We start from the raw sequence: 24548 nt of genomic DNA, 5'->3' as shown, positions 1-24548 counted from the left end.
GGAGGGCTTTCTCGAGCGGAACCCGAAAGAGGCACTTCGAATGACCATGGGCACACTGGCCGTCCTGATCAACAGCACGCAGCAGAACTGGCTGCCGGAGCGGTGGAAGGCCCGATTCGAAGCCGTCTGCGAGGACCGCCGCGTGGTGCTGCTGCCGGACGCCGGACTCGATCCGGCGGAGGTGCATTATGCGGCGGTATGGAAGCCGGTGCCGGGCGATCTCGGGGCGTTCCCAAATCTGCGGGCGATCTTCAACCTCGGCGCCGGCGTCGACGCGCTGATGGCCGACAAGAGCCTGCCCGAGGTGCCGCTGGTGCGCGTCGCCGTGCCCGATCTCACCAACCGCATGACCGAATATGTCGTGCTGCACGTTCTGATGCATCACCGCCAGGAGCTTTACCTCCGGCAATCGCAGCGCGAGAAGCGCTGGGAGCCCAGATATCAGTGGCCGGCGAGCGCGATCACGGTCGGCGTCATGGGACTGGGCACGCTCGGCGCCGATGCGGCCGACGTGCTGCGGCGGCTCGGCTTCCGCGTCGCCGGCTGGAGCCGCAGCCCGCGCACGATCGAGGGCGTCGAATGCTTCCATGGCACTCCAGGCATGGACGCGTTCCTGCGCAAGACCGATATCCTGGTCTGCCTGCTGCCGCTGACATCAGACACGCACGGCATCCTCAACCGCGAGATCTTCGAAAAACTCAATCGCACCAGCCCGCTCGGCGCGCCGGTGCTGATCAATGCCGGCCGTGGCGGCCTGCAGAACGAGGCCGATATTCTCGCCTGCCTCGACGACGGCACGCTCGGCGCCGCCTCGATCGACGTCTTCGTGCAGGAGCCGCAGCCGAAGGACAGCCGGTTCTGGACCCACCCCAAGGTGGTGTTGACGCCGCACAATGCCGCCGACACCGACGCGGATGCGATCTCGGCCTATGTCGCCGAGCAGATCGCTCGGTTCGAGGCGGGCGGCGCGCTGGAGAACGTGGTGGACCGCGCAAGGGGGTACTGAGGCTTCGCTTTAGGCTATTGTTTGAGCATGATCTTTCGGAAAACCGCTGCACACTTTTCCGGATCATGCTCTAGCTTTTAGCTCCCACCATCACATCGATCGCCCCCTTGACGATCGCCTCCAGCTCCTTGCGCGGCACGCGGGCGCGGGAGCGGATGGCGATGGTGTGGATGGTGGCCGATGCGATCTGCGCCAGCGCGAACGGATCGGCGCTCTCCGGCAGCTCGCCTTTCTCCTTGGCGCGGCGGAAGCAACTGGCAAACCCCTTGTCGAGCCCGGTGAGGCCGTCCAGCACCATGGCGCGGATCTCGGGATCGCCGACCGCCTCGGAGGCCGCGGTGACGACCGTGAAGCAACCGCGCGGCCCGGTGTCGCCGGACAGATAGATGTCCAGCGCGGCCGCGTAGATGCGCTCCAGCCGCTGGCGCAGCGGCATCTCCTCGCGGAAGATCGCGACCATCGCCGCGCTCGCCTCGTCGCGATAGCGCTGGTAGCTCCTGATGTAGAGCTCGCGCTTGTCGCCGAAGGCGCCGTAGAGGCTCGGCCGGTTCATGCCGGTGGCTGCGCTGAGATCGTCGAGCGAGGTGGCCGCGAAACCCTGCTTGCGGAACAGATCGAGCGCCTTGCCGAGCGCGATATCGGGCTCGTAGGCGCGCGGACGGCCGCGGCGCTTAGGCCCACCGCGACGCTCGGGTTCGCCGCGGCGTTCGGGCTGATTGGCAGCAGCTGGCGGCTTCGATTTTTGTACCATTCCGCAAGTTATTCCTTGACCTCACCCATATTATGCAAGATGGTACAAAAATCAATCTGGCCAGGTTGAGCGACACCCAAAGAGGAATTGCCCAAGGAGGCTACAGATGGATCTCTATTTCTCGCCGCTTGCCTGCTCGATGGCGACACGCGTCGCGCTGTATGAAGCCGGCGCCGAGGCGAATTACCTCGAAGTCGATCCGCCGACCAAGAAGGTGCTGAGCGACGGCTCCGACTTCCGCACCGTGAATCCGATCGGCCTCGTGCCGACGCTGCGCACCGACGACGGCATGGTGCTGACCGAGAACGCTGCGATCCTGCAATATGTCGCGGACCGTTTCCCGCAAGCCGGCCTCGGCGCGAGCGCCGGCATCGAACGCACCCGGCTGCATCAATGGCTCTGCTTCATCGGCACCGAGCTGCACAAGGGTCTGTTCATCCCCATGCTCGACCGCAAGGCGCCGCAGGAAGCCAAGGCCTATGCCCTGGAGAAGAACCTGTCGCGGCTCGACTATCTCGACAATTACCTGAAAGGACGCGAGTTCCTGCTCGACCATTTCAGCGTGGCCGATGCCTATCTCGTCACGGTCATCAACTGGACCATGGCGACGCCGCCGATCGAGCTTGCGAAATGGCCGAACCTGAAGGCGTATCACGAGCGGCTGCGTCAGCGACCTTCGATTGCCAAGGCGATCGCCGAGGAGTTCGAGCTGTACAAGGCCGAGCTCGCGCGGAAGAAGGCGGCGGCCTGAGGCATGACGAAATGAGGCTCGATCGCTGCACCGACGGAGGTGCGCTCCCTCTCCCGCTTGCGGGAGAGGGTTGGGGAGAGGGTGCTTCTCCAATGGGACCATCCCCAAGAGGAGAAAGCCCTCACCCACGCCTCCGGCGCGACCTCTCCCGCAAGCGGGAGAGGTGAACGAGCCGTGGCAATCGATTCGACCTGCGCGCTATCTCGGCGCCTGCAGCGCGATGCCATAGCGACGGTAGATCCGGTCGATCGTGCCGTCGCTGCGTAGCCGTTCCACGGCGGCGTCGATGGCTTCGCGCAGCGCATCGTCCGGGCGGACCATGCCGACGCCGACATTCCAGTTCAGATCTGCCGTGCTCTCATCGCGATCGAGGATCCGGAGCGGATTGTCCGGATGGGTCAGATTGAAATAGCTGGCGGCGGTGGGCGTGACTGCGGCGGCATCGATCTCGCGGTTCGACACGGCCTCCAGGCTGTCGCTCTCGAAGCCGAAGGTCGATATCGGCACGCGCCGCCGGCCGATGATCATGGCTGCGATCGATCCAACCTGCACGCCCACCTTGGTCGATTCGTTGAGGCTGGCGAAGGACGTGAGCGTGCTGGATGCGGGCACGGCGAGCGCGACGCCTGTGCGATAATACGGCTTGGAGATTCTCAGGCGGGTTTCACCTTGCGCTTCGCGATCGGCGATGACGTCCAGAAGGATGTCGCAGCCGGCGCTGCGCATCTGGTACTGCGTGATGATCCAATCGAGCCTCAGCGAGACACCGAGCTCGCGTGCCAGCACCCGACCGAGTTCGACCTGGAAGCCGGGCGGATCGCCGGTCTTGTGCGCGAAGGGAAGCGAATTGGGATGTGCGCAGAGCCCGATCACGCCGCTGGATCGGATCGCCTCCAGGGGTCGCGCCGCCGCCTGCCCGGACAGAGCGATGGCGGCAGCGACGATGACGGGGACATGTGCCTTCATTCCGCGCTCTCTGCGGTTCAACCCTCGCGCGGTTTCAGCGCGCGGATGTACTTGACCATCTGGTCGATCTGGGCGTCGGTGAACGCGCCGTCGAACGCCGGCATCGCCCCTTGCTTGCCGTGCTTGATGCGATTGCGGATGTAGTCGTCGTCGCGCGGCGAATTCATCAATTGCGGCCCCTTGCCCGCGGCCCGGCCGCCGTCGGAGTGACAGAAGCCGCAAGTCCCGGCGAACACCTGCTCGACCTCGAACGCCGCGTTCTCCGGCGCCGGTGTGGCGGATTGGGCCTGGGCCATCGCAGCCCACAGCAACGAGGCGCCCAGCCCCGCCAAGATCGTCTTGCAAGACAGTCTCAACAGCTACGCTCCATTCCTGAGCCACGCGGCCGCGACATCGATCGAGGAGCGGGCTTGCGCCCGCTCCATGATCAGAACATCTGCGGCAGACTATTTCAGGCTGAAGACGACCAAGGCGCCGTCGTCACGCGGCATGCTCTTGTAGACGCCGCCGAAGTTCGGCGCATATTCGTCCGCCAGCATCCCGCCGAAGCCCGCCGTCACCGCGATATATTGCTTGCCGCCGACGGAGTAGCTGACGATCCCGCCCTGATGGCCGGTGCCGTTGTTGTGCCTCCATAGCTCGGCGCCGGTTTCGGCATCATAGGCGTGCAGCACGCCACGCGAATCAGGCACGAAGACGAGGTTGCCCGCGGTCGACAGCACGCTTCCGAGCGGAGGCTCGGGATAGCGAACCTCCCATTTCTTCGCGCCCGTGATGGGATCGCGCGCGTCGAGATGTCCGTAGATCTCGCCACCCGGAGGAGGCACCATCTTGAAATCGGCACCGATGTTGAGCTGGACCTGCGGCGTGGTGACCGGCGTCGTCTTCTGGATATCCAGCGTCATGCACCATTCCTGTCCGATCTTGTAATAGAGACCGGTCTTGGGGCTGTAGGAGCCGGCGTTCCAGCTGATGCCGCCGCCGATGAACGGACACAGCGGTGGTTCGGTGACCTTGCCGACCGGGAAATCGCGACGGCCGATCAGCGCGCCGGTCTTGGGATCGATATCCTTGACGAAGTTGATGTTCTCGACCAGCCGCCAGACGTTCTTCACTTTGAGATTGCGGTCGTAGACGAAGACGAAGCCGCCCTTGTTCGGATGGACGACGTATTTCTGGCCGTCACGCTCGAGCATCACGAATTCGCCGACCGAGCTGTCGAAGTCCCAGGCATCGTGCGGCAGTTCCTGATGGTAGAATTTCAGCTTGCCGGTATCGATGTCGAGCCCGATCACCGAACTCGTGTAGAGGTTGTCGCCGGGACGCGCCCCCTGGGTCTTGTAGTCCGGACCCGACCAATCGTAGAGCGGCGCCGGGTTCGCAGTGCCCCACAGGATGGTGTTGGTCTCGGAATCGTAGGTGCCCGGCATCCAGCCGCCACCACCACCGGTGCGCCAGGACTCGTTGCCCCAGGTCTTCATCGCCTCTTCGGTGCCTGCGACCGTGAGGAACTCCCACTTCTTCTTTCCGGTTGCGGCATCGAGCGCGAAGATCGGGCCGCGGCCCGGCCATTCGCCGCCTTGCGCGCCTATGATCACGCTGCCCTTGGCGTAGAGCGGCGCGCCGGTGAAGCCGACAGTCAGCTTCTGCGAGTCGATCAGCCTGGTCTCCCAGAGAACCTTTCCGGTCTTGGCATCCAGCCCGAAGACACGACCGTCCATGGTGCCGACGAAGACCTTGCCTTCGCCGAGAGCGACGCCGCGGTTGTAAGGAGAGTGCGTCTGCCGGCTGATCAGCGCCTCATCCAGCTCCGGAAAGAACGACCAGATGACCTCGCCGCTGGCGCCGTTCAGCGCGAAGACCCGGCTGTAAGAGCCCGAATAGTACAGCACGCCGTCGGCGACGAGCGGCATCGACTGCAGGCCGCGCGTCGATCGCCCGGGAATGTGCATCCATGCCACGCCCAGATTGCCGACATTGCTCGTATTAATCTGTGCAAGCGGGCTGTAGTGATGGGATTTGTACGAACCGTGATAGGTGAGCCAATCGTTCTGGCCGGCGGCCTCGATACGGGCCGTATCCACGGACTGAGCCAATGCCGCCGTCGCTGCAAGTGTCGCAACGACAACGACAGCCAAGGCCGAGCTGAGCCATTGCTTTCTCATTTGCACTTCCTCCCGCTCTTGTGTTTGTTGATTGCGTCTCGTGAATGCGGCTTGCGAGGGGTACTTGCAGTTCAGTGTGCGTCGATCGTCCTCCATCGGACCGAATCGTCAACAGACGTCCCCTCCTCGGCGCATCGCGCCGAGGAGCCACGTTCACCGGAGTGGTTGCTGTTGTACTTCTGCTTGCCGTCACACTGTACGACGGATCACAGGGCCTGCAAATATGGAATGCGCGCCGAAGCCGATTCGATGCAGGGCGACTTGAAACGGCAGCGGCGCTGACCGTTTTTGCTTTCGATCCGCCGATCCCGGAACAGGTCGTCTTATCCGTAAAGCACCTTCGGCAGTATCGTGACGATGCCCGGCCACAGCGTCAGCAGCAGCACGAAGCCGATCATGATCAAGAGATAGGGCAAGGTGACACGCGCGATGTAGCCGAGCCCGTCATCGGTGAGGCCCTGGATGACGAACAGGTTGAAGCCGACGGGCGGCGTGATCTGCGCCATCTCCACGGCGAGCACAAGGAAGATGCCGAACCAGACCTCGTCGAAGCCGGCACCCTTCACGATCGGCAGCACGATCGGCAGCGTCATCACGATCATCGAGAAGCCGTCGAGGAAACAGCCGAGCACGAGATAGAAGACGATCAGCGCCACGATCAGCATGAACGGCGACAGGCCGAGGCTTTTGACGAACGCGGCCACCGCCTGCGGGATGCCGAGGAAGGCCGCGGCATTGCCGAGGATCGAGGCCCCCAGCACAATCAGCGCGATCATCGAGCAAGTGACGACCGAGCCGATCAAGACGTCGCGGATCACCTGCTGCGACATTGCGCCTTGCGCCCAGGCAACCAGGGCCGCGCCGAGCACGCCGACCGCGGCAGCTTCCGAGGGCGTTGCGAGCCCGCCATACATCGAGCCGAGCACGCATGCGATCAGGAACAGCGCCGGCGCGAGATCCTTCAGTGCTGCAAAGCGCTCGCTCCAAGGCACCTGCGAGAGCTTCGCTTCGGTCTCGGGCACTATCGCGGGTTTGAGGGTGGTGTGCAGCATCACCCAGGCCATGAACGTCGCGGCCAGCAGGAAGCCCGGCAGAACGCCGGCGGTGAACAGCTTCAGGATCGAGACGTCGCCGAGCACCCCGTAGATGATCATGATGTTGGACGGCGGGATCAGGAAGCCGAGCGTGCCGGCGCCGGCGAGCGAGCCGATCGCGATGTCGCGGGAATATCCGCGGCGCGTGAGCTCGTTGAGCGACATGCGGCCGATCACCTGCGTCGTCGCCGCCGACGAGCCCGAGATCGCCGCGAAGATGGTACAGCCGATCACGTTCACATGCAGAAGACGGCCGGGCAGCAGCCCGGCCCAGGGCGCCAATCCCTGAAACAGCGAGCGCGACAGGCGGGTGCGGAACAAGAGCTCGCCCATCAGGATGAACAGCGGCAGCGCCAGCAGCTCCTGCGTGGTCAGGATGTTCCAGGCGTATTGCGGCAGCAGCTTGTCGAGCGGGACCGAACGGAACATCGCGAGCAGCAGCGTCGCGGTCAGCGCAAGGGTGAGGCCGATCCAGACGCCGCAAGCCAGCAGCACAAACAGGATCGCGAACAGGGCAACGACTTCGATGGTCATGCGATCTTGGATCCGGATGCGGGCAAGGCGATCATTCGACGGGCGAGGCCTTCATGCGATGATCCTCCAGCGGCAGGCCGAGCGCGGCCTGGATCGCACGCGCCAGGAACTGCAGCGTCAGCAGCAACATGCCGAAGGTGACGATCGCTTGCGGAAACCACAGCGGCGTGTCGCTCGAGGTCGAGACCTGGCCGCGCACGAAGGCGCTCCAGGCGAATTTCGCCATGGCCATGGTCAGGAACGCCATGAAGGCGAAGCCGGCCGCCGCCGAGAGGATCTCGAGCGCGCGCTGCACCGGCACGGCTGCGTTCTTCAGGAGCAGCACGACGCGGATGTGGCCGCCGACGCGCAGCGTCATGGCGGCGCCGAAAGTGAAGGCCGCCGCCATCAGATAGGAGGAGTATTCCCACGCGATCGAGATGGTCGGCGGGAAGAACGGCAGGAAGTTCGAGAGGAAGCGGGTTGCGACCTCGCACAGCATCAACAGCGTCAGCATCAGGAGACAGAAGCCGCCGATCCAGCCGTCGAGCCGGCCAAGGCGATCGATGCCGTCGAGGACGATGCGCAGCGGCGCGGGCGCCGCTGCGTTGAGGCTTTGCGATGCTTCGGGCGAAAGGCTCACCACGCCTCGTCCTCAGCCGCGCTTGATTTCAGCGAGATAGGCTCGCACCGGCTTGTCCGCCGCCGGCACGCGCTTGAGGAAGGCATCCAACTGCGGCGCGGTCTTGGCCCGGATGTCCTTCATCATGGCGTCCGAGACCGGCACCACCTCCATGCCGCCTTCCTTGAGGCGATTGAGGCTGTCAACGTCGGCCTTGAGCGAATTGGCCCAGAAGCCGGGCTCCATCTTCGCCGCGATGTCAGCGACCAGCTTCTGTTGATCGGCGCCGAGCGCCTTCCAGGCATCGAGATTGACGGTGAGCATCTGCGACGACCAGACATGGTTGGTCGGGTAGACGTATTTGAGGAACTCCCAGAACTTGCCGTCGACGCCCGACACCGACGAGGTGGAGACGCCGGCCACCGCGCCGGAGGCGAGTGCGGGGATTGTTTCGCCCCAGGGGATCATCACCGCGGCCATACCGACGGCATTGAGCATCTCGACCGCGTTCTTGTCGGGCACGCGGATCTTGATGTTCTTGAGGCCCTCGACGTCGGCGACCTTGGTCTTGAGATGCAGATATTGCGTCGGCCACGGCACGATGTAGAGGATCTTCTGATTGTTACGCGCGGCGATCTTCTCATATTCGGGCCGCACATATTTGTGCAGCACCTTGAGCTCGTCCACGGAGCCGCAAAGGAAGGGGATGCTCTCGACGCCCATGAAGGGCTCGTCGCCGACCTGCTGGATGTTGAGGACGTCGGCGAGCGGCACGAGGCCGTCGCGCACGGCCCGCAAGTGCTCGGGCCCCTTGAAGCCGAGCTGGCCGCCGGCCTTCACGGTGATGGCGACCGCACCATTGCTCTGCTTCTTCACTTCTTCCGCGAAGGCTATCGCGTTCTGGGTGTGGAAATTGCCGTCGGGCCAGACGGTCGACATGTCCCAGCTCGTTGCCGCCCGGGCGCGGCTCGAGATGTGGCCGGCGGCGAGCAGCGTTGCTGCGCCCACAGTGAAGTTCCGTCGCGTAATCATTGCTCCCCTCCGTTCACCGAGCGCGTTGATGGCATCAACGCGCGTACCCATAGACCTTGACTGCGTTCTCCGAAGACACGAGACCGCTTGCGACGTCGTCGTTGACGGCCGCGCGATCGCGCTCCCTGGGATCGCCGATGCCGGCACCGCCGGGCGTCAGCACGACCAGCCGGTCATCCGGCGGCACCTGCTGAAAGCCCTTGCCGCGCAGCTTCTTGCCGGATTTGAGACCGACATAGCCGGCCTCGCCGTTCTGGCCGCCGTCCCGCCCGCGCGGCGGGTGGTCGATGCGGTCGAACGCGGCGAGGATGTCGAACGGCGCATCGACCCCGCTGCCGACTTCGATGATCTGGCCGAGGCCGCCGCGGGTGCGCCCTGCCCCGCCGGAATCCGGGCGCAGCTCCTTGCGCCAGAAGATCAGCGGCGTCTGGGTCTCCGCGATCTCGACCGGCGTGCCGCGCACGCCGCTTGGGTAAGCGGTCGCCGACAGCCCGTCCTTGCCGAAGCGCGCACCGGTGCCGCCGTTGGAGGTGACTGCCATCGAGAACCCGTAATTGCCGCCGGCGCCGGAGCGGGTCTGGCCGCGCACGTTGAGATTCCACAGGCAGGAGGTGCCTTCCGCAGGCACGCGCTCGGGAATGATCTGGCGCAGGCAGCCGAACACGACGTCGGGCAGCATCTGGCCGATGACGTGGCGCGACGCCACGGGCGCCGGCTTTGGCGCATTGAGGATGGCACCAGCCGGCGCAGACACCGTCAGCGGCGAGAGCGAGCCGGCATTGTTGGGGATCTGCGAGGCGACGACGCAGCCGAGGCCGAACACGGTATAGGCGGTGGTGTAGGACAGCGGCACGTTGATGCCGAACTTCGAGGCCGCCGAGGTGCCGTCGAAATCGACGTGGATGCCGGTATCCGAGATCGTCAGCGTCGCCGCCAGCGTCACCGGCGCATCATAGCCATCGACCACCATGGTGTTGCGCCAGCTGCCCTTCGGCAGCTTTGCGATTTCGGCCAGCACGGCCTCGCGCGAGCGGTCGCAGATGTAGTCGCCGAGTTCGTCGAGCGTGTCGATGCCGAACTCGGTCATCATCTCGACCAGCCGCTCGCAGCCGACATCGTTGCAGCCGGCGAGCGAATAGGTGTCGCCCTCGGTGTCGATCGGCAGTCGCGTATTGGTGCGGATCATCGCCATCAGCGTCTCGTTGACGACGCCCTGGTCGATCAGCTTCAGCATGGGGATGTAGAGCCCCTCCATGAAGACGTCGGTAGCGTCGGGCCCGAAGCCGATGCCGCCGATGTCCATGAGATGGCTGGTGCAGGAGAACAGCGCGACGACCTTGCCGTCCTTGAAGCAGGGCGTGGTGACGACGAAATCGTTGAGATGACCGGTCCCCATCCAGGGATCGTTGGTGATGTAGGCATCACCCTCCTTCATCGTCTCGATCGGGAAGTGAGCGATGAAGTGCTTGACCGATTCGGCCATCGAGTTGACGTGGCCGGGTGTGCCGGTCACCGCCTGCGCCAGCATCCGCCCCCTGAGGTCGAACACGCCGGCCGAGAGGTCGCCGCATTCGCGCACGATCGGGCTGAAGGCGGTGCGAAGCAGCACCTGGGCCTGCTCCTCGACCACGGCGATCAGCCGGTGCCACATGATCTGGAGGTCGATCAGGCTCGCGCCATTTGCCTTGCTCATGATTAGGCCGCCTTTCGTTCCATGACGATGCTGCCGGCACCGTCGATATGGGCGTCGAAACTGGTGGAGACGAACGTCGAGGTTTCGTCTTCCGCGATCACGGCGGGGCCTGCGATGGTTGCCCCTGGCGCCATGTCCTCGCGCCGATAGAGCGGGATCTCGATCACTTCGCCGGCCCGGCCGTCGAAGAATTTTCGGCTGCCGGACGCCTTGGCCGCGGGCTTGCGCGCGACCGCCGCAACGGCAGGCGGATTGCGCGCCTCGGTGGTCGCCAGCACCGACCAGCTCAACACCTCGATCGCCGCGCCCGGGATCGGTCGCTCGAACATCGCCGAATAGTCGGCCTCGAACTTTTGCCGCAGGCCAGCGAGATCGGCCGACGTCAGCGGCCGGTTCGGCAGCTCGACCGAGATCTCGTGGCCCTGGCCGACATAGCGCATGAAGGCAGCACGGCGCTCGCGCACCGGCGCGCCAGCGGCGCCAGGCTCGACCAGCGCACGCGCTTCGGTCGCCATCTCCCGCAAGAGGTCGGAGACAGCCTCGGTGTCGAAATCATCGAGGCGCACGTGCCGGCTGCGCACCAATTCATACGCGATGGGAGCCGCCAGAAATCCGACCGCCGAGCCGACGCCGGCATTCGAGGGCACGATCACGCGGGACACGCCGATCTTCTCGGCGACACGGGCCGCATGCAGCGGCGCGGCGCCGCCGAAGGCGATCAGCGTGTGCTGGCCGACCACCGCGCCGCGCTCGACAGCGTGCACGCGCGCCGCGCTCGCCATGTTCTCGCAGACCACCTCGTGCACGGCATAAGCCGCGGTTTCCGCCGACAGGCCGAGCGGCGCACCGACATCGCGCAGCAGCGCCTCTTTCGACAGCTCCGGATCGAGCTTGATCGTACCGGCCGCAAAGGTATCGGGATCGATCATGCCGAGCGCAACGTCGGCATCCGTCACTGCCGGACGCTGGCCGCCGCGGCCATAGCAGGCCGGCCCCGGCTCCGACGAGGCGCTCTCCGGGCCGACGGTGACGCGCTTCATCGCGTCGACATGGGCAATCGAGCCGCCGCCGGCGCCGATCTCGACCATCTCGATCACGGGGATGCGCACCGGCAGGCCGGAGCCCTTGAGGAAGCGCGCCGCGCGATCGACCTCGAACACGCGTGAGGTCTCGGGCTGGTATTTCTCGATCAGGCAGATTTTTGCCGTGGTGCCGCCCATGTCAAAAGAGAGCACCTTGCTCTCGCCAAGGCGCGCCGCGATCTGCGCCGCGAAGATCGCGCCGCCCGCAGGACCGGATTCGACGAGACGCACCGGAAAGCGCCGCGCCGTCTTGATCGAGGTGACGCCGCCGCCTGACGTGACGAGATAGATCGAGCCGCGGAACTGCTCGACCTGCAGGGCGTCGGCCATGCGGGCGAGATAGCCGTCGATCAGGGGTTGCACATAGGCGTTCGCGACCGCAGTCGATGTGCGCTCATACTCGCGAATTTCGGGACAGACGGCGGAAGACAATGTGACGGAGATGCCGGGCATCTCCTCGGCCAGGATCGCCGCTGTGCGCCGCTCGTGCTCGGGATTGGCATAGGAATGCAGGAAGGCGATGGCGACGCTCTTGACCTCGAGTTCGCGCAATTTCGGCGCGAGCGCCCGCACCGAAGCTTCGTCGAGCGGGAGGCGGACGGCGCCGTGAGCGTCGATGCGCTCGGGCACGGTGAAGCGGAGGCCGCGCGGCGCCAGCGGCTTCGGCTTGTCGATGCTGAGGTCGTACTGGTCGTAGCGGCTCTCCGTGCCGATATCGAGCACGTCGCGAAAGCCTTCGGTTGCGATCAGCGCCGTCCTGGCGCCGCGCCGCTCGATGATCGCGTTGGTCGCGAGCGTCGTGCCATGGATGAAGACGTCGATATCGCTGATATGCGCGCGCGCATCGGCAAGAATGAGCCGCATGCCGTCCAGCACCGCCTGCTCAGGCCGCTGCGGCGTCGTCAGCACCTTGCGGGTTTTGCGGTCTTGTCCCACGTCCAGCACGATGTCGGTGAACGTGCCACCGATATCAACGGCAAGCCGTACCTCGGCTCCCTCGAGCATTCCAATTTCTCCGTGCTGGTCGTCAAGACCGGGTCCAAAAGCGCAGCAATTCCCGTGCCATGACGCATGCCTGTAACGCTGTGCCCGGCTATTTTGCGCGGCACCTATGCAATAGGCAAGGCGTGTTCGCGCCTGAGCGATCAGAGCAGGAATGCAAGCGCCGCCTCGCAGCGCTGCTCGACCTTCAGCGTCAGGAGATCGTCGGCGCGGGTGCGGCCGAGATTGACCGCGGCGATCGGAATCTGCCGTTTCGCGGCGGCCTGCACGAAGCGGAAGCCGGAATAGACCATCAATGACGAGCCAACGATCAGCATGGCATCGGCCTGCGCCAGATGCTCCTGCGCCGTGGCCACCACCTCACGCGGCACGTTCTCGCCGAAGAACACCACGTCGGGCTTGAGGATGCCGCCGCAGGCTTCGCAAGGAGGCACCTCGAAGGAGGAAAAATCCTCGTGCTCCAGATCGGCATCGCCGTCGGGTGCATCGGCGGCATCGAGCGTCAGCCATGCCTCATTGGCGCGGCCGAGCGCGTGCTGAAACTCCTCGCGCGGCGTCTTCGCCCCGCAGCCCATGCAGCGGACCAGATCGAGCCGGCCGTGCAGGTCGATCACCTGCCGATGGCCGGCCGACTGATGCAACCGGTCGACGTTCTGGGTCAGCAGCATCCCGCACCGGCCGTTCGCCTCGAGCCGGGCCAGCGCACGATGAGCATCGTTCGGCCTCGCCTGGCCGAACCGCCGCCAGCCGATCAGGCTGCGTGCCCAATAGCGCCGGCGGGTTGGCTCCTCCGACATGAAGGCCTGAAAATTGACCGGCTGGGTCCGTTTCCAGTTGCCCTGGCTGTCGCGATAGTCGGGAATGCCCGAATTGGTGCTGCAGCCGGCGCCCGTCAGCACGAACAGGCGTTCGTGCCGGCCGATGAAATCCTGGAGCGGAGGTTTTGCCGGAGGGGCATTCGTCATGGCGCATGATGTAGTTCGCGCCGGCCCGTTTTGCCAGATGACGACAATCCCGGCGCATGGCGGCCGCATAGCCGTTATCGCGGCGACCGCCGTCCCGTGAGATCGAGCGGACGAGCTTTCTCTTGTCCCGCGATCCGCGCGGCCTGCTGCAGCGTCAGCCTGAACTCGTCCCGCTTCTCGTGCACGGAGGCGATCGCATGCCCGACCGCAACGCCGAGGCCGACCAGTGCGGCTTCGGAGAGCTGCAGGCTCGCCTCGATGGTTTCCGGCACCGCATCGGTTGCGCCGATCGCGTAGAGGTGCCGGGCATGATCGGCATCCCGCGCACGCGAGACGATCAGCACGTCCGGCCGCACCGCCCGGACCCGCTCGACGACGGCATCGATCGCCGGCCGCGACTGGATGGTGATGATCACGCCGGTCGTCTGCATCAAGCCGCAGGCTTCGAGGAAACCCGGCTCTGTCGCATCGCCGAAATAGACCTTGTGACCGTCCCGGCGATCACGCGCCACGTCGACGGCCGCGTGATCGACCGCGATGTAGTTCAGGCCATGGCTGGTCAGCAGGGAGCAGACCACCTTTCCAACACGGCCATAGCCGACCACGATGGCGTGCGCGCGGTCGCCGGGCGGCCGAACCGCGAGCTCGGGATCGGGCGTGCGTTCGCTGCTCAGTTTCGCGGCCAATTTTCGTCCAAGAATACTCAGAAGCGGCGTCAGGGCCATCGTCACGGCGGTCACGGCGACGGCAAAGCTCGATACGCGGGGCTCGATCATGCCTCCGGCCGCCGCCATTCCGATGCTGACGAAGGCGAATTCGCCGACGGGGCCCAGCAGGAAGCCGATCTCGATCGCCGCCGGCCATGACAGCCTGAAGAGGCGCCCCAGGATGATGAGCACGATCGCCTTGCCGACGAGAATGCCGACGACGGCGGCCAGCAGCCAGACGGGCTCGCGCAGGAACACGCGGACGTCGATGGCCATGCCGACGGTGAAGAAGAAGATGCCCAGCAGCAGGCCCTTGAACGGCTCCACGGTGGCCTCGATGGCCTTGCCATACTCGGTCTCCGCTAGCATCAGTCCTGCAACGAAGGCTCCGAGCGCCATCGACAGGCCGGCCTGGTGGGCGGCAAGCCCTGCGCCGACAATGACGAACAGGGTCGCGGCAACGAACAACTCCGTCGAATGGGTGCCTGCAACCATCTGGAAGAGCGGACGCATCAATAGCCGTCCGACCAGCGTGAGGAAGGCTACCGCCAGCACCGCCTTCAGGACCGCACTGGAGATATGCGCCACGACCGAGCCACCGCTTCCCGCGCCGAGCACCGAGACGAAAACCAGAATGGGGACGACTGCGAGGTCTTGAGCCAGCAGCACCGAGAAGCTGGCGCGCCCAGCCGAGGTGGAAAGCCGCCTCTCGGCGGACAGGAGCTCGAGCACGATCGCCGTCGAGGACAGCGCAAGGCTCGCGCCGAGGATCACGGCCGTATCGGAGCTCTGCCCGAAGAGAAGCGCCACGCCGAAAATCATCGCCGACGTCGCGAGGACTTGCAGGCCGCCGAGCCCGAACACCAGACGCCGCATCGTCATCAGCCGTCTGAAAGACAGCTCGAGCCCGATCAGGAATAGCAGGAACACAATGCCGAGATTGGCGATACCCTCGACGTTCTTCGCGTCCGTCACGGTGAACCAGTACAGGAACGGGAGGTCCTTGACGAGCGAGCCGAGCCCGAGCGGACCGAGAATGGCGCCGGCCCCGAGATAGCCCAGCACCGGATTGATGCCCCAATGCCGGACGATCGGCACCACGACGCCGGCGGTGCCGAGGACCACCAGCGCGTCACTATAGGCATTGATGTTGATGGTTGTGGTCACGGGCCCTTCACGTGTCGGCGCTCGCCAATAGCGGCAGCGCCATCCACGATCGATAGCACACGGCGCCGCAGACCCCCAACCGGTCGCGCCCCACTATCCCACGCGAGGCGCGCGCAACCCCAAGCCGGTTTTCAGCTTGCCCAGTTCTCCCGAAACTCTGGAAACAGCGTCAGGCCCCCGCAGGCATAGATGGTCTGCCCGGTGATGTAGCTGGCGTCCTCCGAGGCGAGGAAGGCGAACACCGCGGCGATCTCTTCCGGCGTGCCGACGCGCCCCATCGGAATGTGGGAGGTGACGACGCCGCGCTTCTCCGGATCGCCGGTCCAGGCCGCATTGATCGGCGTGTCGATCGCGCCGGGACCAACCGCATTGACGCGGATGCGCTGGCCGGCGAATTCCAGCGCCAGCGTGCGCGTGAGATTGGCCATGCCGCCCTTGCTGATCGAGTAAGCGAGATAGCCGGGTTTGGGGATGATCTGGTGGACGCTGGAGCAGTTGATGATGCTGCCGCCTGCGCCGCGCGCGACGAAATGCGCCAGCGCCTTCTGGGCACACAGCACGGCGCCGTTCAGGTTGACGTCGATGATGCGGCGATAGGTTTCGACGTCGAGCGCCTCGCTCGGCGATTCCCGCTGGAAGCCGGCATTGTTGACGAGACAATCGAGACGCTTGAAGCGCGCCAGGACCGTCTCGAACATCGCGGCGATGTCCTGCTCATTGCCGACATCGGCCTTGACGACGATATGGTCGAGCCTGCCGTGGCCGCGATCGCTCGATGCGGCTCGTGCGAGCGCGAGCGTCTCGTCCGCCCCGTCGGGACTGCCGAAATAATTGATGGCGACGGTCGCGCCTTCCTGGGCGAGCCGGATGGCAACGGCACGACCGATGCCTTGTGAGGCGCCGGTCACCAGCGCGTACTGGCCGACGAGGCGCGAGGGAAACGGGGTCGAGCGTTCGGTTTGCGGCATGTGTTTTCTCCGGGATGCATCATCATGGATGGAACCGGCGTTTTGTTCCATCCCTCGCAGATGCCGGCATCTAGTCGGCTCGCTGCGCGCGCGGCGAGGTCAAGATCTGATAGAGGATGATCGCGCCGAACGTCGCGGTGCCGATGCCGCCGATCGTGAATGCACCGAATTTGAGCGTGAGATCGCCGGCCCCTGCGATCAGCGCCACCGCGACCGTGATGAGGTTCGCAGGATTGGCGAAGTCGACCTTGTTCTCGACCCAGATCCGTCCGGCCATCGCCGCGATCAATCCGAACAGCACGATCGAAAGCCCCCCGATGACGGGACCCGGGATGGACAAGATGAGCGCGCCGAATTTCGGCGAGAAGCCGAGCAGGATCGACACCAGGGCTGCGAACACGAACAGCAGGGTCGAATAAACCTTGGTCGCTGCCATCACGCCGATGTTCTCGGCATAGGTGGTGACGCCGGTGCCCCCGCCGCACGCCGCCACGATGGTAGCTAAGCTGTCGGCGAAAAGGGCGCGGCCAAGATAAAAATCGAGGCTTCGGCCGGTCATGGCGCCAACGGCCTTGATGTGCCCGAGGTTCTCGGCAACGAGAATGACGGCAACCGGCGCGATGAGGAAGATCGCATCGGCATGGAAGCTCGGCGCAGTGAAGTTCGGCAGCCCGAGCCACGGCGCGGCCGACAATTGCGTGAAGTCGATCGGCTTGCCGAAGCCGAGGCCGTTCGCGAACAGCAGGTACAAGAGATAGCCGCCGAGCGCCCCGAGGATGATCGGTAGGCGGCGCCACAGGCCTGGTGCTGCAACGGCGACCACGCCGATGATCAAGACGGTAGCGAGGCCGATCCAGGTGTCGAATGCATTGGCGCTAACTGCCTTGACCGCAACCGGCGCGAGATTGAGGCCGATCGCGGCGACGACGGCGCCGGTAACGGCCGGCGGCAGCAGCCGCTCGATCCAGCCGACACCGGACCACATCACGACCAGCGAAATCAGGCCATACAGCACTCCGGCGCCGACGATGCCGCCGAGCGCAACCGACAGGTTCGGGTTCGGCCCCTGCCCGGCATAGCCGGTGGCGGCGATGACGACGGCGATGAAGGCGAAGCTCGAGCCGAGATAGCTCGGCACGCGCCCGGCGACGATGACGAAGAAGATCAGCGTGCCGACGCCGGAGAACAGAACTGCAACGTTGGGATCGAACCCCATCAACAGCGGCGCGATGATCGTCGCACCGGACATCGCGACGCAATGTTGAAGACCCGAGACGATGGTCTGGCCCCAGGACAGCCGCTCCTCCGGCATGATCACGCCCGAGGTCTTGAGCTTCCAACGTGGAAAATAGCTCTGCTCGTCCGAGCCTGTTGCGATCGTCATGTTCCCACCCAAGTTCGGCGCAACGACCGATGGTCGTGCCAACAGACAAAAACGTGATTGTCGCTTCTGCGGCGCCCATCACATGATGCAAATCATGCACAATCAATCCGTTCCCGAGCTTACATTATGACACAGATTGCGATCCCGTCAGCCATCCAGCGCCGGCACCAGCCCTGGTACAAGATCCTCTACGTCCAGGTGCTGATCGCGATCGCACTCGGCGTGCTCATCGGCTATCTCTATCCCGATCTCGGCAAGGCCTTGAAGCCACTCGGCGACGGCTTCATCGCGCTGATCAAGATGATGATCGCGCCCGTGATCTTCTGCACCGTGGTGCACGGCATTTCCTCGATGGGCGATCTGAAGCGGGTCGGCCGGGTCGGGCTGAAGTCGCTAATCTATTTCGAGACGGTCTCGACCGTGGCGCTCGCGGTCGGCCTTCTGGTCGGGGAGATTCTCCAGCCCGGACACGGCTTCAACATCGATCCAACCACGATCGACCCGAAATCGGTGGCGACCTACGTCACCAAGGCCCACGAAGAGGGCATCGTCGCCCATCTGATGGCGATCATTCCCGACAGCTATCTCGGCGCCATTGCGCGCGGCGACCTCTTGCAGGTGCTGCTGATCTCGATCCTGTCCGGCTTCGCCATCGCCTTTCTCGGCAAGGCCGGCGAGCCTATTGCGGACGCTATCGACAAGGCGGCGAAGATGTTCTTCGGCATCATCCGCATCATCGTGCGCGTCGCGCCGATCGGCGCCTTCGGCGCGATGGCGTTCACCGTCGGCGCCTACGGCCTCGGCTCGCTGCTCAATCTCGCCGCGCTGATCGGCACGTTCTATCTGACCAGTATCCTGTTCGTGCTGATCGTGCTGGGTTCGATCGCCCGGCTCGCCGGCTTCTCGATCCTGCGCTTCATCGCCTATATCAAGGACGAGCTTTTGATCGTTCTCGGCACCTCGTCCTCCGAGACCGTGCTGCCGCAGATGATCCAGAAGATGGAGCATCTCGGCGCCTCACGCTCCGTGGTGGGCCTCGTCATCCCGACCGGCTACAGCTTCAATCTCGACGGCACTAACATCTACATGACGCTGGCGACGCTGTTCCTGGCGCAGGCGACCAACACCCATCTGACCATCTGGCAGGAGCTCGGCATTCTCGGCATCGCCATGATCACCTCCAAGGGGGCCTCGGGCGTGACCGGCGCCGGCTTCATCACGCTCGCCGCGACGCTGTCGATCGTGCCTGATATCCCGATCCAGTCGATCGCGATCCTGGTCGGCATCGACAAGTTCATGAGCGAATGCCGCGCGCTGACCAACCTGATCGGAAATGGCGTTGCCTGCGTGGTCATCAGCATCTCCGAAGGCGAGCTCGACCGCGACGCGCTGCACGAGACCATGGCGCATCCGCTGGAGATCGGCGAGGCGCTGGAGCCGGGTGGAGGCGCGGCCTCGTAGGCCGCGCAGTCGGTGAGCAGACGAAGCCTGGTTCCGATGCGGTAGTTTCCCGGAGTAGAAAATCGATGCGGCCCGCGTCACAACACTGGCGTTGGGATCACGGATTTATACTCATTTTTTCCGCCCGACGCGCTGGGGGCAGGGCGTCGGGCTTTTGATAATCACAGCCAGATCCAGAGCGCCAGGCGGGATCAGACGATCCCGCCATCGATGCGCGGCAAATTGGCGGCAAGTTCGATCCGCCGCGTGATCCCGATCGCCTGCAGGAACGCCTCGTCATGGCTGACGACCAGCAGAGCGCCGTCATAGGCCCGCAAGCCGGCCTCGACGGCTTCGATGGACTCGAAGTCGAGATGATTAGTCGGCTCGTCCAGGATCAGCAGCGACGGCGGCGGCTGCCCGCCCAGCACGCAAGCGAGGCCCGCGCGGAACATTTGCCCACCGCTCAGGCTCCCGACGATTTGCAAGGCGGCATCGGCGCGAAACATGAACCGGGCCAGCGCGGCATGGCACTCGTTCGCACCGGCCTTCGGATTGAGACGCCGAAAATTGTCCAGGATGGAGCGCGCCGGTTCGAGCAGGCTGACCTTCTGGTCGAACAACGCGAAATCCGGCCTGACCCGCACGATGCCCGCAAGCGGACGCAGCTCGCCCACGATGAGCTTCAGCAGCGTCGTCTTGCCGGAGCCATTGGGCCCGAGCAGCGCGACGCGCTCCGGCCCGACCACCGCAAATGAGAGGTCGCGCAGGACAGGCTGCTCCGGCCGAAAGCCAGCGCTGACACCGTCAAGCCAAAGCACCTCCCTCCCCGCCGGCAGGTCGGTTGCGGGCAATTTGACCGAGAGCGGCTGAAGAACCTCGATGCGCCGGCGCGCCGTGTCGATGGCTTGAAGTGCTTCCGCGCGCTGCCGCTCGGCGATTTGCGCATTCTTGCCGCCGGTGTCCTCGCTGCGATCCTTGCGGGCGCCGGCCAGGATGCGCGGCATGTCGCCCTTGGCGCGCTTCTTTCTGCCGCCGCTGTCCTTGCGCGCTTTCTTCTCCGCGGCCTCCTGCGCCCTCCCGTCGATCTCGGACAGGCGGTTCTCGGCAAGCGCGAGATCGTGCCTCACAGCCGCGAGCTCGATGGCCTTCTGCGTTCGAAAGCTGCTCCAATTGCCGCCATATCGTGTCGCGCCGAGCGACGTCAGCTCGACGATCGCATCCATGGTGTCGAGCAGTGTCCGGTCGTGGCTGACGATAATCGCGCCGCCGCGCCAGGCAGCCAGCAGATCGGTGACGGCCTTGCGTCCGTCCTGGTCGAGATTGTTGGTGGGCTCGTCCAGCAGCAGGAAGTCAGGCGCAGCGAACACCAGCGCGGCGAGACGAACCCGCGTGATCTGGCCACCGGACAGGCACGACAGCTCCGTATCGGGAGACGGATCGAACCCGAGGCGCGCCAGCGCGGCCCCAAGCCGCGTCTCGAGCGTCCAGTCGACCGCAGCGACCTCGTCGGCGGAGGCGTCGCCCCGCTCGGCACGGCGCAGCAACTCGAGCGCTGGCCGCACACCGAACATATCCGCCACGGTCGCGCCGGCAAGAACCTGCACGTCCTGGCGTAACAAGCCGATAGTGCCGTTGATCAGAACGCGTCCCGACTGAGGAATATGTTCTCCGAGCATCGACGCAAGCAGCGTCGTCTTGCCAACGCCGTTACGGCCGACGAGACCAGTTCGCTCGGCGCCGAATGTCAGATCGAGGTTTGAGAAGAGAGAGCGGCCGTCAGGCGTGGACAGCGACAAGTTCGACAGGATGATTGAAGCGGGCATGGAGTTCCCCGTGAGCAAGGCGGATGGGCGTTGCGGTCGGGGTGAAATCCATGGCTGCGAAGATCCTGATTGAGGAATTCTCTAACTAGTCCCATCAAAGGGCGAGATCAAGGCGCGGCACGAGGAGGCAACAGCGTGATGGGCGCTGTCGTCCTTCCTCGCCGTGCGCCATCAGCCCTTGAGCGCGGTCACCACCACCTCAATTAGCGCGCCGCCGCCGAGATCGGCGACGCCGACGGTGGCGCGGGTCGGCAGATTGTCGCCGAAGAATTCGGTCCAGGCCGCGTCCATCTCCTTCTTCTTGGAGAGATCGGTGACGAAGATCGAGGCGCTGACCACGCGCGACTTGTCGGTTCCCGCCTCCTTCAGATAGCCGGCGATCTTGCCGAGGATGTTGCGGGTCTGCTCACCCATCGAGACCGAGGTGTCGTCGGCGATCGTGCCGCCGAGGAAGACGAAGCCATTGGCTTCGACGGCGCGGTGCATGATGGGCGTGCGGATGCTGCGGGTGATGCTCATGATGTCCTCTTGTTCCTTTGTTTGAGCATGATCTTTTCGGCTATTCGGATCATGCTAGAGTGCGGAAGGGTGGAAGCGGTCGATGCCGAGATCACTGATGCGGGTCTGGGTGCCGCCGTTGACGATCAGCTCCGCCATCACGGCGCCGGCGCCAGGGCCGAGCTGGAAACCGTGCAGCGAGAAGCCGAACTGGTGATAGAGGCCCTTGTGACGCGAGCTCGGCCCGAACACGGGAATGTCGTCCTTCATCTTGGCTTCGATGCCGGCCCAGGCGCGAACGATGGTGGCGCTACGCATCACCGGAAACAGCTCGAACACGATCTGCGCGCTGGTCGCAAGGCTCTTCCAGTCCAGCACCGTTTCGTTGCGGTCCTGATAAGGCGTAGCCAGATGGCCGCCGCCGATCAGCACGGTGCCGTTCTTGAACTGCTTGAAGGACAGCTTCCGGCCGCGCAGGATCACGACGGGGTCGATGAAGTGCGGAACGCGCGAAGTGATCATCAGCATCGGCGCCACGGTCTCGACCGGCACCGGCTCGCCGAGATCAGCCGCGATCCTGCCCGCCCAGGCGCCGGCCGCATTAACCAGCACCGGCGCGGCAAAGCTCTCCGAACCCGCATCGACGTGCCAGAGACCGTCGTTGTGGCGGATGTTGCCGGCCGCGACGCCTTCGCGCACGGTCGCACCTAACTGCTCGGCCTTGCGGCGGAACGCCGTCGTCGTCTGCGCCGGATTAGCCGCGCCATCCCGGCGCGAGACCACGCCGCCGGGACAGGTCTCGGCCACCGCCGGCACCAGCCGGCGCAGTTCGGCGGCGCCGATCAGCTCTTCGTGGGTGAAGCCCAGTGCGTTGAGCTCGGCGACCCGCGCGCGGCAGGCCGCGAGCTCGTCCTCGTTCTCAGCGACGAGAACCTGGCCGTAGCTCTCAAAGCTGCAATCGTCGTCGAGGAGCTCCGAAATCTTCTCCCAGATTCCCATCGAGCGGATCGACAGCGGGATCTCCGGGATGTGCCGGGCGAGCTGACGAACGCCACCGGCGTTGACGCCCGAGGCGTGGCGGCCGGCATAGTCCTTTTCGATCAACACCGGCTTCAGGCCGGCGAGACACAGATGCAGCGTGGTCGAGCACCCGTGGATGCCGCCGCCAATGACGATCGCATCCACGTTTGTGCTCATCCGCGCACCACGGCCTTGACGTCGGCCTCGCTCTTCGGAACGGCGGCGAGCTCGGCCAGCGTGATCGGCTTCACCGGCGCGCGCAGGCGGTAGTAACCGATCTCCTGCGGGGTCTTGCCGCGCGCCTGCGCCATCAGCTCGGTGACGGTGAGGCCGCAGAGCCGGCCCTGGCACGGGCCCATGCCGGTGCGGCGATAGGCCTTGAGCTGATTCGGTCCGGTCGCGCCGATCGCGACGGAATCGAGCACGTCCTTCGCGGTCACCTCCTCGCAGCGGCAGACGATAGTATCGCCCGAGGGAACGCGGAAGTGCGGCGCGGGGCGGAACAGCGTGTCGAGAAACAGGCGGCCACGCTCGGCCTTGGCGAGGTCGGAACGGAGCGTCGCCATTGCGGGAAGTTTTGCGGCAGAAGCGGGCGCCAGTGCTTCGACCGCGGCGCGCGCGGCAATGCGACCGCGCACCACGGCTGCACTCGCGCCGCCGATGCCGGCCCCGTCACCGGCGATCGCGATGCCGGCGACCGACGAATTGCCGCTCGCGTCCAGCACCGGCGACCAGCAGAGCTGCAGATCATCCCAGCGATGCTCGATGCCGGCGGACATCGCCAGATTGACGTTGGGCACGACACCCTGATGCAGCAGCAACAGATCGGTGGGAATGGTCTCGCGCTTGCCGCCGGCGACATAGCTCACGCTGGCAAGCTGGCCATCACCGGAAGCCGCAAGCTCGGTGACGCCAGAGACGACCTGCACCTTTGCCTTCACTTCGCGCATCATCGACAGGCCCTTGGCGAAATAGGGCGAGGTCAGGAACGCGAAGGCATACGGCAGCGCGGCGAAATAATTGCCGCGCTCGGTGGTGTTTAGAATACGATCGATGCGGCCGCCAAGCCGCAGGATCTGCGCGGCGAGCAGCCACAGCAGCGGCCCCTGCCCTGCGATCGCCGTGCGTCCGTCGGGCACCAGCGCCGAGGACTTCAGCATGGTCTGCGCCGCGCCCGCGGTCATCACGCCCGGCAGCGTCCAGCCGGGAATTGGGAAGGGCCGCTCCAGCGCGCCGGTCGCGAGAATCACGCGTTTCGCCTTGACGAAGGCCGAGGCGCCGCCGATCGAGACGGCAATATCGAGATTGCGGTCGAGGCTCCAGACAGTCGCACGCTGGATGACTTCCGCGCTGCTCGCGCGCAGCGACTGCACGAGCTCGGCCCCGACCCAATAATCGGCGCCGAGCTGATTGCGCTCGGTGACCGGAGTCGAAGAAATCGCACGGAACACCTGACCGCCGGGGCCGATGTTCTCGTCGAGCAGCAGCGTCGAGAGGCCAGCCTCAGCGGATGTTGCGGCAGCAGCAAGGCCGGCAGGCCCGGCGCCGATCACCACGACGTCATAGTTTTCGCGCTTGGGAGCCACGCTCATTTTCCGATCTCCCGCTTGCCCTTCTGAATTTCGATCTGCATGCCCTCGGCGACGGGCACAAGGCACCCTTGCCGGTTGCCGACGCCGTCGATGGTGACGAGGCAGTCGAAGCAGACGCCCATCATGCAATAAGGCAGACGCGGCGCGCCGCTGACAGCGGTGGAACGCCGTGCGTCGCAGCCCGAGGCCAGCAGCGCGGCAGAGACGGTGTCGCCCTGGCGCGCTGCGACGGCGACGCCGTCGACGAAGATCTGCACCTCTGGCCGGTTGTCCTGTTCGGATCGCTTGAACATGGGGATGCCTC

The 24548-nt window shown here is 65.2% G+C and carries 21 protein-coding genes; 3 read left to right on the top strand and 18 right to left on the bottom strand.

Translation table 11 applies throughout. The annotated features are described in order from the left end of the window. The first annotated feature begins 40 nt into the window (after window positions 1-40). Complete coding sequence (locus tag ACM43_RS22740) at window positions 41-1006, top strand: 2-hydroxyacid dehydrogenase (protein WP_271542921.1); 966 nt, start codon at window positions 41-43, stop codon at window positions 1004-1006. Window positions 1007-1076: 70 nt separating this feature from the next. On the opposite strand, the gene ACM43_RS22735 is transcribed toward ACM43_RS22740, so the two are convergent. Next, the gene (locus ACM43_RS22735) at window positions 1077-1757 is read right to left on the bottom strand and encodes a TetR/AcrR family transcriptional regulator (protein ID WP_271542920.1); all 681 of its coding nucleotides are present in this window, start codon (window positions 1755-1757) and stop codon (window positions 1077-1079) included. 106 nt (window positions 1758-1863) lie between these two features. Here ACM43_RS22735 and ACM43_RS22730 point away from each other — a divergent pair, with 106 nt between their 5' ends. Then, window positions 1864-2508 (top strand): glutathione binding-like protein, encoded by a 645-nt coding sequence (locus ACM43_RS22730; protein ID WP_057028081.1) that lies wholly within the window; start codon window positions 1864-1866, stop codon window positions 2506-2508. Between the two features lie 198 nt (window positions 2509-2706). Here ACM43_RS22730 and ACM43_RS22725 read toward each other — a convergent pair whose 3' ends face one another. The 12 genes from ACM43_RS22725 to ACM43_RS22670 form a co-directional block, all read right to left on the bottom strand. Further along, the gene (locus tag ACM43_RS22725) at window positions 2707-3474 is read right to left on the bottom strand and encodes a substrate-binding periplasmic protein (RefSeq protein ID WP_271542919.1); all 768 of its coding nucleotides are present in this window, start codon (window positions 3472-3474) and stop codon (window positions 2707-2709) included. A 17-nt stretch (window positions 3475-3491) separates the two neighbouring features. Then, the gene (locus ACM43_RS22720; RefSeq protein WP_271542918.1) at window positions 3492-3830 is read right to left on the bottom strand and encodes a c-type cytochrome; all 339 of its coding nucleotides are present in this window, start codon (window positions 3828-3830) and stop codon (window positions 3492-3494) included. Window positions 3831-3920: 90 nt separating this feature from the next. Then, window positions 3921-5639 carry a pyrroloquinoline quinone-dependent dehydrogenase gene (locus ACM43_RS22715; RefSeq protein WP_271542917.1) on the bottom strand — a complete coding sequence of 573 codons (1719 nt, stop codon included), beginning with the start codon at window positions 5637-5639 and terminating at the stop codon, window positions 3921-3923. A 323-nt stretch (window positions 5640-5962) separates the two neighbouring features. Beyond that, window positions 5963-7267, bottom strand: coding sequence for a TRAP transporter large permease (locus ACM43_RS22710; protein WP_271542916.1), 1305 nt, complete (start codon window positions 7265-7267; stop codon window positions 5963-5965). A gap of 31 nt (window positions 7268-7298) precedes the next feature. Then, window positions 7299-7892: a TRAP transporter small permease subunit gene (locus ACM43_RS22705; RefSeq protein WP_271542915.1), complete on the bottom strand. Its 594-nt coding sequence runs from the start codon at window positions 7890-7892 to the stop codon at window positions 7299-7301. Between the two features lie 9 nt (window positions 7893-7901). Further along, window positions 7902-8900, bottom strand: a complete 999-nt coding sequence (locus ACM43_RS22700; protein ID WP_271542914.1) for a TRAP transporter substrate-binding protein — start codon at window positions 8898-8900, stop codon at window positions 7902-7904. 34 nt (window positions 8901-8934) lie between these two features. Beyond that, on the bottom strand, window positions 8935-10593 hold the full coding sequence (locus ACM43_RS22695; protein WP_271542913.1) for a hydantoinase B/oxoprolinase family protein: 1659 nt from the start codon (window positions 10591-10593) through the stop codon (window positions 8935-8937). 2 nt (window positions 10594-10595) lie between these two features. Beyond that, window positions 10596-12680 (bottom strand): hydantoinase/oxoprolinase family protein, encoded by a 2085-nt coding sequence (locus ACM43_RS22690; protein WP_271542912.1) that lies wholly within the window; start codon window positions 12678-12680, stop codon window positions 10596-10598. 140 nt (window positions 12681-12820) lie between these two features. Continuing rightward, the gene (locus ACM43_RS22685; RefSeq protein ID WP_271542911.1) at window positions 12821-13642 is read right to left on the bottom strand and encodes an NAD-dependent protein deacetylase; all 822 of its coding nucleotides are present in this window, start codon (window positions 13640-13642) and stop codon (window positions 12821-12823) included. Between the two features lie 74 nt (window positions 13643-13716). Continuing rightward, window positions 13717-15516, bottom strand: a complete 1800-nt coding sequence (locus ACM43_RS22680; protein WP_271542910.1) for a cation:proton antiporter domain-containing protein — start codon at window positions 15514-15516, stop codon at window positions 13717-13719. Window positions 15517-15647: 131 nt separating this feature from the next. Next, window positions 15648-16484, bottom strand: a complete 837-nt coding sequence (locus ACM43_RS22675; RefSeq protein WP_271542909.1) for an SDR family oxidoreductase — start codon at window positions 16482-16484, stop codon at window positions 15648-15650. Between the two features lie 70 nt (window positions 16485-16554). Next, on the bottom strand, window positions 16555-17868 hold the full coding sequence (locus tag ACM43_RS22670) for a solute carrier family 23 protein (RefSeq protein WP_271542908.1): 1314 nt from the start codon (window positions 17866-17868) through the stop codon (window positions 16555-16557). A 126-nt stretch (window positions 17869-17994) separates the two neighbouring features. Between ACM43_RS22670 and ACM43_RS22665 the strand changes: the two genes are divergently transcribed. Then, on the top strand, window positions 17995-19329 hold the full coding sequence (locus tag ACM43_RS22665; protein WP_271542907.1) for a dicarboxylate/amino acid:cation symporter: 1335 nt from the start codon (window positions 17995-17997) through the stop codon (window positions 19327-19329). Between the two features lie 191 nt (window positions 19330-19520). On the opposite strand, the gene ACM43_RS22660 is transcribed toward ACM43_RS22665, so the two are convergent. The 5 genes from ACM43_RS22660 to ACM43_RS22640 form a co-directional block, all read right to left on the bottom strand. Then, a complete protein-coding gene (locus ACM43_RS22660; RefSeq protein WP_271542906.1) occupies window positions 19521-21134 on the bottom strand; it encodes an ABC-F family ATP-binding cassette domain-containing protein in 1614 nt (537 codons plus the stop codon). Window positions 21135-21305: 171 nt separating this feature from the next. Continuing rightward, window positions 21306-21653 carry a RidA family protein gene (locus ACM43_RS22655; RefSeq protein WP_028138431.1) on the bottom strand — a complete coding sequence of 116 codons (348 nt, stop codon included), beginning with the start codon at window positions 21651-21653 and terminating at the stop codon, window positions 21306-21308. Between the two features lie 54 nt (window positions 21654-21707). Next, the gene (locus tag ACM43_RS22650) at window positions 21708-22829 is read right to left on the bottom strand and encodes an NAD(P)/FAD-dependent oxidoreductase (protein ID WP_271542905.1); all 1122 of its coding nucleotides are present in this window, start codon (window positions 22827-22829) and stop codon (window positions 21708-21710) included. After that, on the bottom strand, window positions 22826-24244 hold the full coding sequence (locus ACM43_RS22645) for an FAD/NAD(P)-dependent oxidoreductase (protein ID WP_271542904.1): 1419 nt from the start codon (window positions 24242-24244) through the stop codon (window positions 22826-22828). The genes ACM43_RS22650 and ACM43_RS22645 overlap by 4 nt, the downstream gene beginning before the upstream one ends. Continuing rightward, entirely contained in the window at window positions 24241-24537 is a 297-nt protein-coding gene (locus tag ACM43_RS22640) for a (2Fe-2S)-binding protein (RefSeq protein ID WP_271542903.1), read from the bottom strand. The genes ACM43_RS22645 and ACM43_RS22640 overlap by 4 nt, the downstream gene beginning before the upstream one ends. Window positions 24538-24548: the final 11 nt, after the last annotated feature.

This window comes from Bradyrhizobium sp. CCBAU 45321 (assembly GCF_028128975.1).
In the GTDB taxonomy this organism is placed as follows: domain Bacteria; phylum Pseudomonadota; class Alphaproteobacteria; order Rhizobiales; family Xanthobacteraceae; genus Bradyrhizobium; species Bradyrhizobium yuanmingense.
Note: the sequence above shows the minus strand (reverse complement) of the source record. Positions and strands in the feature narration are given on the sequence as shown.